Below are 12,172 nucleotides of genomic sequence, written 5' to 3'. Positions count from 1 at the left end.
CGCTTAGGCGGCCTTCTTCTTCGCCGCGGTGTCGGTGAGCACGCCCATGATGTCGCTTTCCTTCATGATGAGCAGCTCCTGGCCGTCGATCTTGACCTCGGTGCCCGACCACTTGCCGAACAGCACGCGGTCACCGACCTGAACGTCGAGCGGGACGAGCTTGCCGCTCTCGTCGCGGGCGCCGGGGCCCACCGCGATCACTTCGCCCTGCGAGGGCTTTTCCTTGGCCGAGTCGGGGATGATGATGCCGCCAGCGGTCTTCTCTTCGGCGTCGATGCGCTTGACCACGACGCGGTCGTGAAGCGGACGGAAAGCCATACAGTCCTCCTAAGGTATTGAAGCGATTGTCAGTTTCTGGAGATTTGGCAGTCGGCGCCGGCGAGTGCCAGCACGCGGGCTGGATTTAGGGGAGAGTTTTATGCCGGGCAAGGCCTTGTAGCAGAAAAATTAGCAGTCGATCGCGGGCTCTGCCAAAGCGTTCCGACAGCGTTAACGGAGGCGGAACGAACCGCGAAACCCCGTATTAGCACCTGGGCTAAGTGGCTGCTAATGCAGCATTTTTCAACATGTCGTTAAACATTTAAGCTTGAGATGGGTTGAGGACATGCGTCACATTTCTAGGCAGTGAGCGCATCGTTGCCGGGTGGCTCCATCCCCGGTTGGCCACACGGACATGCGCTCCAGAAACGGAGGTTGGCATGGTGTCGAGGGTTGAGGTTTCCGAGGACTTTCGGAAACAGGTGCTGGGTTACGGGCTGACGACCGCGCAGATCCTGTATCGGATGCCGGACCATCGCTCGCTGCTGCAGACCTATGTCTGGCAGAACTACGACCTGTTTCCGAAATTCCCTGCGCTGCAGGACTTCCTGGCGTTCTGGGAGGAGAAGATCGAGGGCCCGCTGTACTCGGTCACCGTGGCGCATTCCAAGCTGATCAAGCCCGCCGAGCTGCGCGCCGTCGACGGCGTGTTCGTGCTGCATTGAGCTGACAACCCCGCCATCGGTGTCATTCCGGGCTCGTGCTGCGCACGCCCCGGAATGACGACCTTTGTTGGAGCTCTGCCGAGTCCCCCCAATTGTGATAGCCTCTGACCCGAGGACTCGCAGGGAGAGCGCCATGGCCAAGAAGAGCCGCAGCACCACATCATCATCACGCGCCGCCGCGAAGGCTGCGCCGCGTAAGGTCGCAAAGACAAGGCCGACGGCGAAGACTGCCGCCAAGACAGCCGCCAAGCCAGGCAGGGCGGCTGCACCGTCCGCGCGCAAGGCGCTCGTGAGCAAGGGGCGGCCAGCGCCGGCGCCGCGCCGGCGCAAGCAGAAGGTCGCGATCAGCCATCACCGCGAGGAGGATTTCAGGGCCGACGGCCTGCGCGCCTATGCGCATTATCGCGACCTCGGCATCGCCGACGCGACGCACGGCCTGGCGCGCGCGCATGTCATCCGCATGCTGCCACCGTGCAATCCGCAGGAAGTCTCCAAGCTGCACACCCATGCGGTCGACTTCCAGATGGTCTATGTGCTCAAGGGCTGGGTGAAGAGCTACCTCGAAGGCGTCGGCGAGACGCTGATGAAGGAGGGCAGCTGCTGGACCCAGCCGCCGAAGATCCGCCACATGATCCTCGACTATTCCGACGACGTCGAGCTGCTCGAGGTGATCCTGCCGGCCGACTTCAAAACCGTCGAACTGTCGACGTAAAGCCGACAGAAATGGATGGAAACATCCGCGACGCGGTGGACGGCGGTCCCATCGCGCGTGTGTGTTGACATCCGGTCTCGCGTCATTGGGACGGATGGGCCGGCAACGAATCCGTCAGACGTGTTCGTCGCGGGCTTGCGTAAAGGCGTACCCGTCCCGTTGCCGCGCTTCGTCGTCCAGTTCGCTCCGACCATTGCGTGCGCGCCTCGCACGCGTGCATCGATGCAGCCTCGCATCGCCAACGCGGGCGCCGGCTCGGCTTCAGGTGCAGGCCATCGCGAGGACATCGACTGGCTGCGCGCCATCGCGGTGCTCTCCGTCGTCGCATTCCATTTCGAGGCGCCGGCGATCTTCGGCGGCTTCGTCGGCGTCGACATCTTCTTCGTCATCTCAGGATACCTGATCACCGGCATCATCGCGGCAGAGATGGCGCAGGGCCGCTTCTCGTTCGCGCAATTCTACGAGCGGAGGGTGCGGCGGCTGCTGCCGGCGCTCTACGCCATGGTGGCGTTCGCGGCGCTCCCGGCGTCGCAGGACATGCTGGGCTCCGAGCGCGCCGAGTTCCTCCGTTCCGCGGCCGCCGTCGTCACCTTCACCTCGAACATCTTCTTCTGGCTGCAGTCCGGCTATTTTGACCACGCGGCGGTCGAGAAGCCGCTGCTGCATACCTGGTCGCTGGCGGTCGAAGAGCAGTTCTATCTGGTGCTGCCCGTGGTGGTCTGGGCCGTGCTGCGGCTGGCGCGCGGCCACAGGCTCGCGCTGCCGGTCACTCTCGCGCTGCTTGCCACAGGCTCGTTCGCGCTCGGCCTGATGCTGATGCGCGGCGGCGCGTCCGCGAGCGCGTTCTTCCTCAGCCCGCCGCGCGCCTGGGAATTCCTGCTCGGCAGCCTGGTCGCGATATCCGGCCTTCCCGCGCCGCGGCCGGGTCTCGTTCAGCGCGGCGCCCGCGCGCTGTCGCTGCTGCTGATGGCGGTGCCGATCCTGGCGCTGCGCCCCGGACCGGGCTTCCCCGGCGTCGACGCGCTGGCGCCATGCCTCGGCGCGGCGCTGTTCCTGTGGAGCGGCGCCGGCGTGGCCAATGTGCCGCGCAGCCCGCTGTCGCCGCTCGGTGTGGCGGCGTTCTTCGGCCGCATCTCCTATTCGCTGTATCTCTGGCACTGGCCGCTGTTCGCCTTCGCGCGCTTCGCCAAGCCCGGTCTCGCGCTCGACGGCTGGGAGCGGGCGGCCCTGTTCGTCCTCACGGTCGCGGTCGCCACGCTGTCCTGGCGCTTCATCGAGCAGCCGTTCCGCAACCGCCGGCTCGCGGCGACTCCGCGCGCCGCGTTCGGTCTTGCGGCGCTGGCGAGCCTGCTGCTGCTGGCCGGCAGCGGCGTCGGCCTGCTGCGCGCCGGCGCGGTGTCTGACAACGACCGCGCGGCGCAGCGGCTGGACGCCTACAATGCCTACGACATGAAGCCGGTCTATCGCTACGGCACCTGCTTCACGACACCGGACGGCCGGGTTGCCGAGGATTGTCTGCAGGCGGCGGCCGGCAAGACCAATGTGCTGCTGTGGGGCGACAGTTTTGCGGCCCACTACTATCACGGCCTCAAGGCCCAGCTCGGTCCGGACACCGTCAACATCATGCAGGCGAGCCAGCCCACCTGCATGCCGACCTTCAGCGCGGAGACGCAGGGCGTCGCGGCCTGCCGCGCCCTGGCGAGCCAGATGCGCGACTATTTCGCGCAAGCGCGGCCCGACCTCGTGGTGATGTCGGCGGACTGGCTGGAGAACGCGCGCCCGCCGCGGTTCGCCGGCATGGTGCGCGACCTCAAGCAGACGCTGCAACGGCTGCAGGAGGCCGGCATTCCGGTGGTCCTGCTCGGTCCCTCCGTGCAGTTCCGCGCGCGGCTGCCGTCGATGCTGGCACGCGCCACCCTGCGCGGCGTGACGCCCGATCCCGCGGCATTCGTCCGCTCGGACATCTTTGCGCTGGATGCCGCGATGCAGGCTGCGCTGCCGAGTGGCGAGGGCTTTTCCTACGTCTCGATCCTGTCGGCGGTCTGCGAGGACGGCCGGTGTCCACTCACGGTCGGCGACGTCCCGCTGTCCTTCGACCACGCGCATCTCACCGCGGCGGGCTCGCGCCATGTGATGGCCCGGATCGCGCCGCTGCTTCTCCCGCAGGCGACGGAGCTCAGCTTACGTCAGCAGGCCGACGATCGCACCCATCAGACAGGTGGTGAGGGTGCCCGAGACGATTGACTTGAGGCCGAGCGCGTTGATCTCGTCGCGCCGCGTCGGCGCCATGGTGCCGAGGCCGCCGATCATGATGCCGAGGCTGGCGAAGTTGGCGAAGCCGCACATCGCATAGAGCATGATCAGCCGCGCGCGCGGATCGAGCGCGCCTGCATCGAGCTTCGCCAGCTCGACATAGGCGATCAGCTCGTTCAGCACCGTCTTGGTGCCCATCAGGCTGCCGGCGGTGACGGCCTCTGACCATGGCAGGCCCATCAGCCAGCATACCGGCGCCATCACGAGGCCGAGCAGCCGCTGCAGCGAGATGTCGGCGCCGCCGATGGCGGGCAGCAGCGACAGGATCGCGTTGGCGAGATGCACCAGCGCGACGAGCACCAGCAGCAGCGCCACGATGTTCATCAAGAGCTCGAGCCCGGCGCTGGTGCCCTTGACGATCGCGTCCATAGTCGAGGTGGCCTCGGTCCCGGGATCTGCGAGCGCGCCGCCGGTGAGCTGCTTCGAGGTCTCTGGCACCATGATCAGGCTGATCAGGATCGACGCCGGCGCGCCGAGCACCGAGGCGATGACGAAATGCGCGGCAGCGTCGGGGATCAGCGGCGCCAGCAGCGTGGCGTAGAGCACCAGCACGGTGCCGGCGATGCCGGCCATGCCGCCGGTCATGACGAGAAACAATTCGCTGCGTGTCATCTGCGCGAGATATGGCCGGATGAACAGCGGCGCTTCCACCATGCCCAGGAAGACATTCGCGGCCGTCGACAGGCCGACCGCGCCGCCGACGCCGAGGGTGCGCTCCAGCAGCCAGGCCATGCCGCGCACCAAGGGCGGCAGAACTCGCCAGTAGAACAAGAGCGTCGTGAGCACGCTCATGACCAGCACGATCGGCAGCGCCTGGAAGGCGAGCACGAAATCGGCACCGGGCGCCTTCAGCTCGAAGGGCAGGGCGCCGCCGCCGACATAGCCGAAGACGAACGAGGTGCCGGCCCGGGAGGCCGACGAGATGGCGCCCACGACATCGTTGATGGCGCCGAACGCGCGGGCGACGGCGGGGACCTTGAGCAGGACGATGGCCGTCACGAGCGTCACCACCAGCCCGAGCCCGGCCTGTTTCAACGACACCGCGCGCCGGTTTTCGCCGAGCGCCCATGCGATCGCGAGCAGCGCGACGATCCCGAACCCCGATTGCAGCTGAAGCATCAGATCCCCCGAACCCCGTTTCATTATGAGCGCAGGGAACTGCCGCGTGCAATGCCGCGCGGCCATGCGGGGCCCGCGATTGACAAGCCATGAGGGCTGCGTCACGCAGGCGCATCATGTCGTCCACCGTCCCGATCGGCGCGCGCGATCTCCTGAAGCAGAGCGCGTTCCTGTTCTTCCTGTCGTCCCGCAGCCTGTCGCGCTTTGCGAGCCAGATCGCGGCGGTGGCGATCGGCTGGCAGATCTACGATCTGACCGGGCGCGCCTTCGATCTCGGCATGGTCGGGCTGATCCAGTTCCTGCCAACGGCCCTGCTGGTGTTCGTCGCCGGCAGCGCCGCTGACCGATTCCAGCGCAAGCGCGTCGTGCAGCTCTGTCAGCTCGTCGAGGCGCTGACCGCGCTCTATCTGTGCTGGGGCGCCACTACCGGCCAGCTCGGCGAATTCCAGCTGTTCGCGGCGGTCTTCGTGCTCGGCATTGCCGGCGCGTTCGAGAGCCCCGCGACCGCGGCGCTGCTGCCGCTGATCGCGCCGGCCGGCACGTTACAGCGGGCGAGCGCGCTGTCGAGCGGTGCCGCGCAGCTCGCGACCATCGCGGGGCCTGCGATCGGCGGCTTCGCCTATGCCGTCGCGCCCGGTGTGCCCTACGGCATCATGATGCTGTTCTGGATCGGAGGCATGGCCCTGACCGGCCTGATGCAGGTGCCTGATGACGTGCCGGCCGAGCGGCTCGAGGGCAGCAAGGACGATCTGTTCGCCGGCGTCCGCTTCATCCGCGCCAATCCGGCGATCCTCGGCACCATCTCGCTCGATCTGTTCGCCGTGCTGCTCGGCGGCGTCACTGCGCTGCTGCCGATCTATGCGCGCGATATCCTCGACACCGGGCCGTTCGGGCTCGGCGTGCTGCGCGCCGCGCCCGCGGTCGGCGCGCTGGCGATGACGGCGGTACTGGCGCGCTACACCATTCGGCGGCGCGTTGGCCTGCGCATGTTCCAGGCGGTCATCGTGTTCGGTGCGGCGACGGTCGTGTTCGCCGTCTCGCAGGTGATGTGGATTTCGGTCGCAGCGCTCGCCATTCTCGGCGCCGCCGATACGATCAGCGTCGTGATCCGTTTCTCCCTCGTCCAGCTCGCCACGCCCAACGAGATGCGCGGCCGCGTCGGCGCGGTGAACTTCCTGTTCATCAACGCCTCCAACCAGCTCGGCCAGTTCGAGAGCGGCGTCACCGCCGCGCTGTTCGGCGCCATGCCGGCCGCCATCCTCGGCGGCCTCGGCACGATCGCGATCGCGCTGGCGTGGATGAAGCTGTTTCCTGAGCTGAGGAAGGTCGAGCGGTTGGAGTAGCGGGCCAGCATCGGCTCGCGTCGGGGGAGAGAACGGGTTGTGACGACGGTTTCTCCGTCATTCCGGGGCATCGCGCAGCGATGAGCCCGGAATCCATAATCGCGACACGTCGTGTGGCGGAGAAGAGCGCCACATCCATCTCGCACCAAATAACCGCTCGTGGCTATGGATTCCGGGCTCGCGCTTCGCGCGCCCCGGAATGACGTGAGGAGAGAGCGGGGCCGTGATCGGAAACGGCGATCAGCCGCGTCCGACGAACGGCATCTTCGTCGCCATCACCGTGATGAACAGGACGTTGGCGTCGAGCGGCAGGCTGGCCATGTAGGCGACGGCGTCGCCGACGGCCTTCACGTCCATCCGCGGCTCCGGCATCATGCGGCCGTCGGGCTGCAGCACGCCGCCGACCATGCGCTCGGTCATCGGCGTCTCGGCATTGCCGATGTCGACCTGGCCGACCGCGATGTCATAGGCGCGGCCGTCGAGATTCGAGGCCTTGGTCAGGCCCGTGATCGCGTGCTTGGTCGAGGTGTAGGGCGACGAGAACGGACGTGGCGCATGCGCCGAGATCGAGCCGTTGTTGATGATGCGGCCGCCGCGCGGCGACTGGTCCTTCATGATGCGGAACGCGTGCTGCGTGCACAGGAACGGCGCGGTGAGATTGGTGGCCACCACCTGCTGCCATTGCTGCAGCGTCAGGTCTTCGAGCGGCACCGGCGGCGCGCCCATGCCGGCATTGTTGAACAGCACGTCGAGCCGGCCGTAGGTCGACTTCACGGTGTCGAACAGCGCCGCGATCGAGGCGGGGTCCGTCATGTCAGCCGGTACGGGGAGGCTCATGCCGGACGGACCGAGCTTGGCGGTTTCCTCCAGCATCTCCTTGCGGCGCCCTGCCAGCACCACGGTGAAGCCGGAGTTCATCAACGCCAGCGATGCGGCGCGGCCGACCCCCGTGCCTGCGCCCGTCACCAGCGCGATCTTCTTTGCCGCTTCAGCCATGTTTCCTCACCTTCAATTCAAGCGTTTTGCAGTTTCAGTGTTTTGACTCGCTCTGAGTCTTATAGGGCGGCCGCGGGATGTTGTTATGCGCCGCGCGCAGGGCCGCCGACCAGCGCGAGCGGAGATCGTGGAAATAGGGCTCGCCGGCCTCGATGCGATGATTGAGGTCGGCCTCGCAGGCCTCCGCGCGCACCACCAGGACGTCGATCGGCAGGCCGACGCCGAGATTCGAGCGCATCGTCGAGTCCATCGAGATCAGGCCCGTCTTCAGCGCCTCGTAGAGCTCGACGTCGTAGTGCATGGCGCGGTCGAGCACCGGCTTGCCGTATTTGTGCTCGCCGATCTGCAGATAGGGCGTGTCGGTGGTGCATTCGATGAAGTTGCCGGCGGTGTAGACCATGAACAGCCGCATCCGCGAGCCCTTGATCTGGCCGCCGAACAGGAACGAGACGTCGAACGAGATATCCTCGGCCTTCAGCGCCGGCCCTTCGGTGGCGTGCACCATGCGGATCGCCTTGCCGATCCGCTGCGCCGCCTGGAACATGGTCGGCGCGTTCATCAGCGTCTCCACCTCGCCGGTGTCGGGGTCTTCCATTCCTTCGGTCAAGGTCGACAGCACGGACTGGCTGATGGCGAGATTGCCGGCGCTGGCGACCGCCACGATGCGCTCGCCCGGATTGGAGAAGATGTGCAGCTTGCGGAAGGTCGAGACGTTGTCGAGACCGGCATTGGTTCGGGTGTCCGCGATCATGACGAGGCCGTCACGCACCAGAATTCCGCAGCAATAGGTCATCTCAGTCCCCTCGAGCCATTGCGCGAATTACTAGCGAAAATCGACGGTCCCTCCAACCCCGCAGTGCTGTAGCCCGGATGAGCGGCAGCCGGCGCCCGTAGGGCGCTGGTGGGAGCGATATCCGGGATCTCACGCGCTTTCTCGGAGAACCCGCATGTCGCTTCGCTCATGCGGGCTACGGGGCTACGGGCGCGCGTTCCGGAATTCAGGACTGGCGCTGCGACTGCGATTGCGACTGGCCGCCGCGGCCGACCTGCTCGACCTTCACCTTGACGGTGAGCGTCTCGGTGCCGCCGCCATAGCGGGTGCCGCGCACCGGCGCCGCGCCGAGATAATCGAGCCCGATCGCGACCCGGACATGGGCGTCGGTGGTGCAGATGCAGTTGGCGGCGTCGAAGCCGACCCAGCCCAGATCCGGCACATAGGCTTCCGCCCAGGCATGGCCGGCCTCCTGGTGCACCGCACCATCGGAGCGCAGGAAGTGGCCGGACACGAAACGCGCGGGGATGCCGGCGGCGCGCGCGCAGGCAATGAAGATGTGCGCATAGTCCTGGCAGACACCGCGCTTCAGCCCGAAGGCTTCCGCCGCCGAGGTGCCGCTGTGGGTCGGATCCTCGTCGAAGGTCATGTGCTCGTAGACCTGCGTCATCAGCGTGTGCAGAAGACCGAGCACGTCGCTCTCGGACTCCGCGCGCAGATCGCGCACGACTGCGGCCATGGCGGCATTGGCGGCCGTAAGCGGCGTCTGCCGGAGGAAGAAGCTGGGCGGGAAGCGCTCGTCCGCTCCCTTCAGCACGCCGCCGGTGTCGTGGGTCTCGACCAGACCCTCGGCCGTGATTGTGAGATCCTCGAGCGCGCCGTGCGTGATCACATGGGTGACGTTGCCGAATGCGTCCTCATGCATGTCGAGGCGGGAATCGGTCGACACGTCGATCTGCCACTCCGCCACATATTGGCCGTCATTGCTGCCGGGCGTCATGCGGATGATCTGGATGACGCCAGTCGCCGCCGGCTCGTAGCGGTAGGTGGTGGAATGGGAGATACGCAGGCGCATGGCGGTCGACCAGTCTTCGTCAGATGTGCTGTCCGCGGTAGCTCGTTTCACCTCTCCCTGAAAGGGGGGAGGAGGATCCCTCGGGCGGAGGGCAGGGCGCCGGGTGCCGGACGTGGTCTCGCAGACACAGTCCAGCGGGCCGCGATCGCTGTCTCCACTGCGCTCAGATCAGGTACTGCTTGGTGATGATCTCTCCGAGCCGCGAATTGTCGGCGATGAACTCCTGGATGAACTCGTGCACGCCATGCTGGAAGATGTCGTCCATGTTGGAGTGGTCGAGCCGGTTGCGGACGCCGCGGGCATGGCGCTGCGCCGCCCCCTGGCGGCCATAGGCGACGCCGATCTGGTCGAGATTGCGGACGAGGTTGCCGTAGCAGCTCGCCAGCGAGCGCGGCAGCGTGTCGTTGAGGATCAGGAGGTCCGCGATCAGCCAGGGCTTCAGCGTCTCGCGATAGACCCAGTGATAGGCCGTGAGCGCCGACACCGAGCGCAGGATCGAGGTCCACTGATAATAGTCCAGCGGGCCGCCGACATGCTCCTCCTCGGGCAGCAGCACGTGATATTTGACGTCGAGGATGCGGGCGGTGTTGTCGGCGCGCTCGAGATGCAGGCCGAGCCGCGAGAACCAGTAGGCGTCGTTGCGCAGCATGGTCCGGTAGGCCGAGCCGTCGAAGCGCAGCGAGGTCTCCTGCACGAAGCGCAGGAAGCGCGCCAGCTCCTCGCGCGTCTTGGCGCCCTTGCTCCAGACTTCCTGCAGCTCGATCCAGGATCCGTTGAGGGTGTCCCACATCTCCGACGTCAACGCGGTTCGCACCGAGCGGGCGTTGAGACGGGCGGCCTCGATGCAGTTCTTGATCGAGGACGGGTTCGACTGGTTGAACGAGAGATATTCGACGACGTTCTGCTCGTTGGCCTCGGAGTAGTGCTCGTAGAAGCTGACATTGACGCCGGCGGTCATCAGCGCCGATTCCCATTCATTGGTCTTGCCGATATAGGCCGCGGGAAGCGCCGTGACGCGCAGGGTGGCGTCGATGGTGCGGGCAAGGTACTCGGCGCGCTCGACGTAGCGGGCCAGCCAGTACAGGTTTTCGGCGGTGCGCGACAGCATGGGCAATCTATGAGGTGCGGAGGAGACGGTGCGCTCCCTCTCCCCGTTCTTCACGGGGAGAGGGCTGGGGTGAGGGGCAGCCGCACGGGTGGTGCGAGTTGATGGACCTGTACCCCCTCACCCGGATTGCATCTTTCGATGCAATCCGACCTCTCAGCGCGAGCGAAGCTCGTCGCGCCCCCGCAGGCGGGGAGAGGTTGCAGCGAGCAAGCTCAGAACCCTGTGCAAACCAACTCTTACTCATCCAGCACCCATGTGTCCTTGGTGCCGCCGCCCTGGCTGGAATTCACCACCAGCGATCCCTCCTTCAGCGCCACGCGGGTGAGGCCGCCGGGCACGATGGTGGTGCGGTCGCGTCCCGTCAGCACGAACGGCCTGAGATCGACATGGCGTGGCGCCAGGCCGGACGCGACGCAGGTCGGGCAGGTCGACAGCGCGAGTGTCGGCTGGGCGATAAAACCCTCCGGCTCGCGCTTCAGCTTGTCGCGGAACGCCTCGATGGTCGCCTTGGTGGCGGCCGGGCCGATCAGCATGCCGTAGCCGCCGGAGCCGTGCACCTCCTTGACGACGAGCTCGCCGAGATGGTCGAGCACGTAGGACAGATCGGCTGGCTCGCGGCAGCGCCAGGTCTGCACGTTCTTCAGGATCGGCTCCTCGCCGAGATAGAACTTCACGACGTCGGGCATGTAGGAGTAGATCGCCTTGTCGTCGGCGATGCCGGTGCCGACCGCGTTGGCGAGCGTGACATTGCCGGCAACATAGGCCGACATCAGCCCGGGCACGCCGAGCGCCGAATCCGGTCGGAAGGTGAGGGGATCGAGGAAGTCGTCGTCGACGCGGCGGTAGATCACATCGACCCGCTTCAGCCCCTCGGTGGTGCGCATGAACACCTCGTCGTTCTTGACGATGAGGTCGCGGCCCTCGACCAGCTCGATCCCGAGCTTGTCGGCCAGGAACGAGTGCTCGTAATAGGCGGAGTTGTAGATGCCGGGCGTCATCAGTGCGACGGTCGGCTCGGCCGAGGCGCTGAGCGGCGCCACCGAGCGCAAGCACGACAGCAATTCGTCCGGGTAGCGCTCGACCGGTGCGACGCGGTGGCGCGCGAACAGGTCCGGAAACAGCCGCATCATGATCTCGCGGTTTTCCAGCATGTAGGACACGCCAGAGGGCGTGCGCGCATTGTCCTCGAGCACGATGAAGTCGTTGGCATCGACGCGGACGATGTCGATGCCGGCGATGTGCACATAGACGTCGTGCGGCACGTCCTGGCCGTTCATCTCCGGACGGAACACCGGGTTCTGGAAGATCAGGTCATCCGGCACGATGTTGGCGCGGAGAATGTCGCGGCCGTGATAGATGTCGCGCAGGAACATGTTCAGCGCCTTGACGCGCTGCTTCAGCCCCTTCTCCAGCAGGATCCATTCCTTGCCGGAGAGGATGCGCGGAATGACATCGAACGGGATCAGCCGCTCCTGCGCCTCCGCCTCGCCATAGACCGCGAAGGTGATGCCGATTCGCCGGAACAGCAGCTCCGCCTCGTGGCGGCGATACTCCAGCGCCTCCGGCGGCGTTTCCTTCAGCCACCGCGACAGCTCCTGATAAGCCTGACGGACGTCGCCGCCCGGCTCGTTCATTTCGTCGAACGCAACTGCCATAGATGCCCGTGTGTCCCAGCCTCGCCATACACTGCATGACTCCTTGGGATGGTAGCAAGGGGCGGGCCAGCGCGATATGCATTCTCCTGCGGCATT

General features: G+C 66.4%; 11 protein-coding genes. 4 read left to right on the top strand and 7 right to left on the bottom strand.

Annotation, left to right across the window (positions count from 1 at the left end):
- Positions 1-3 precede the first annotated feature (3 nt).
- Positions 4-318 (bottom strand): co-chaperone GroES, encoded by a 315-nt coding sequence (gene groES / locus ACQR2C_RS05975; RefSeq protein WP_315801108.1) that lies wholly within the window; start codon positions 316-318, stop codon positions 4-6.
- Positions 319-698: 380 nt separating this feature from the next.
- Here groES and ACQR2C_RS05970 point away from each other — a divergent pair, with 380 nt between their 5' ends.
- The 3 genes from ACQR2C_RS05970 to ACQR2C_RS05960 all read left to right on the top strand — a co-directional run bounded on the left by ACQR2C_RS05970 (position 699) and on the right by ACQR2C_RS05960 (position 3,939).
- Entirely contained in the window at positions 699-983 is a 285-nt protein-coding gene (locus tag ACQR2C_RS05970; protein ID WP_315801107.1) for an usg protein, read from the top strand.
- A 133-nt stretch (positions 984-1,116) separates the two neighbouring features.
- On the top strand, positions 1,117-1,695 hold the full coding sequence (locus tag ACQR2C_RS05965; protein ID WP_434846342.1) for a cupin domain-containing protein: 579 nt from the start codon (positions 1,117-1,119) through the stop codon (positions 1,693-1,695).
- A 222-nt stretch (positions 1,696-1,917) separates the two neighbouring features.
- A complete protein-coding gene (locus ACQR2C_RS05960; protein WP_434874254.1) occupies positions 1,918-3,939 on the top strand; it encodes an acyltransferase family protein in 2,022 nt (673 codons plus the stop codon).
- Here the strand turns inward: ACQR2C_RS05960 and ACQR2C_RS05955 are convergent.
- The gene (locus tag ACQR2C_RS05955) at positions 3,877-5,127 is read right to left on the bottom strand and encodes a NupC/NupG family nucleoside CNT transporter (RefSeq protein WP_434838405.1); all 1,251 of its coding nucleotides are present in this window, start codon (positions 5,125-5,127) and stop codon (positions 3,877-3,879) included. The two genes, ACQR2C_RS05960 and ACQR2C_RS05955, sit on opposite strands and share 63 nt — an antisense overlap.
- 116 nt (positions 5,128-5,243) lie before the next feature.
- On the opposite strand from ACQR2C_RS05955, the gene ACQR2C_RS05950 reads away from it, so the two are divergent.
- Positions 5,244-6,470 carry an MFS transporter gene (locus tag ACQR2C_RS05950; protein WP_315801103.1) on the top strand — a complete coding sequence of 409 codons (1,227 nt, stop codon included), beginning with the start codon at positions 5,244-5,246 and terminating at the stop codon, positions 6,468-6,470.
- Positions 6,471-6,710: 240 nt separating this feature from the next.
- Here ACQR2C_RS05950 and ACQR2C_RS05945 read toward each other — a convergent pair whose 3' ends face one another.
- The 5 genes from ACQR2C_RS05945 to ACQR2C_RS05925 all read right to left on the bottom strand — a co-directional run bounded on the left by ACQR2C_RS05945 (position 6,711) and on the right by ACQR2C_RS05925 (position 12,076).
- Complete coding sequence (locus ACQR2C_RS05945) at positions 6,711-7,466, bottom strand: SDR family oxidoreductase (protein WP_434874255.1); 756 nt, start codon at positions 7,464-7,466, stop codon at positions 6,711-6,713.
- Between the two features lie 34 nt (positions 7,467-7,500).
- The gene (locus ACQR2C_RS05940; RefSeq protein WP_315714729.1) at positions 7,501-8,259 is read right to left on the bottom strand and encodes a peptidase; all 759 of its coding nucleotides are present in this window, start codon (positions 8,257-8,259) and stop codon (positions 7,501-7,503) included.
- Positions 8,260-8,464: 205 nt separating this feature from the next.
- Entirely contained in the window at positions 8,465-9,313 is an 849-nt protein-coding gene (locus tag ACQR2C_RS05935; RefSeq protein ID WP_315801101.1) for a transglutaminase family protein, read from the bottom strand.
- A gap of 163 nt (positions 9,314-9,476) precedes the next feature.
- Positions 9,477-10,421 carry an alpha-E domain-containing protein gene (locus ACQR2C_RS05930; protein WP_315801100.1) on the bottom strand — a complete coding sequence of 315 codons (945 nt, stop codon included), beginning with the start codon at positions 10,419-10,421 and terminating at the stop codon, positions 9,477-9,479.
- A gap of 236 nt (positions 10,422-10,657) precedes the next feature.
- Entirely contained in the window at positions 10,658-12,076 is a 1,419-nt protein-coding gene (locus tag ACQR2C_RS05925) for a circularly permuted type 2 ATP-grasp protein (protein WP_434880685.1), read from the bottom strand.
- Positions 12,077-12,172: the final 96 nt, after the last annotated feature.

The organism is Bradyrhizobium sp. HKCCYLRH3061, assembly GCF_051168015.1.
Taxonomy (GTDB): Bacteria; Pseudomonadota; Alphaproteobacteria; order Rhizobiales; family Xanthobacteraceae; genus Bradyrhizobium.
Note: the sequence above shows the minus strand (reverse complement) of the source record. Positions and strands in the feature narration are given on the sequence as shown.

Excerpts from the sequence above, each read along its gene's own strand:
- ACQR2C_RS05925 (WP_434880685.1), bottom strand. The coding sequence starts at position 12,076 with ATGGCAGTTGCGTTCGACGAAATGAACGAGCCGGGCGGCGACGTCCGT.
- ACQR2C_RS05945 (WP_434874255.1), bottom strand. The coding sequence starts at position 7,466 with ATGGCTGAAGCGGCAAAGAAGATCGCGCTGGTGACGGGCGCAGGCACG.
- groES (WP_315801108.1), bottom strand. The coding sequence starts at position 318 with ATGGCTTTCCGTCCGCTTCACGACCGCGTCGTGGTCAAGCGCATCGAC.
- ACQR2C_RS05965 (WP_434846342.1), top strand. The coding sequence starts at position 1,117 with ATGGCCAAGAAGAGCCGCAGCACCACATCATCATCACGCGCCGCCGCG.
- ACQR2C_RS05950 (WP_315801103.1), top strand. The coding sequence starts at position 5,244 with ATGTCGTCCACCGTCCCGATCGGCGCGCGCGATCTCCTGAAGCAGAGC.
- ACQR2C_RS05970 (WP_315801107.1), top strand. The coding sequence starts at position 699 with ATGGTGTCGAGGGTTGAGGTTTCCGAGGACTTTCGGAAACAGGTGCTG.
- ACQR2C_RS05960 (WP_434874254.1), top strand. The coding sequence starts at position 1,918 with ATGCAGCCTCGCATCGCCAACGCGGGCGCCGGCTCGGCTTCAGGTGCA.
- ACQR2C_RS05935 (WP_315801101.1), bottom strand. The coding sequence starts at position 9,313 with ATGCGCCTGCGTATCTCCCATTCCACCACCTACCGCTACGAGCCGGCG.
- ACQR2C_RS05940 (WP_315714729.1), bottom strand. The coding sequence starts at position 8,259 with ATGACCTATTGCTGCGGAATTCTGGTGCGTGACGGCCTCGTCATGATC.
- ACQR2C_RS05930 (WP_315801100.1), bottom strand. The coding sequence starts at position 10,421 with ATGCTGTCGCGCACCGCCGAAAACCTGTACTGGCTGGCCCGCTACGTC.
- ACQR2C_RS05955 (WP_434838405.1), bottom strand. The coding sequence starts at position 5,127 with ATGCTTCAGCTGCAATCGGGGTTCGGGATCGTCGCGCTGCTCGCGATC.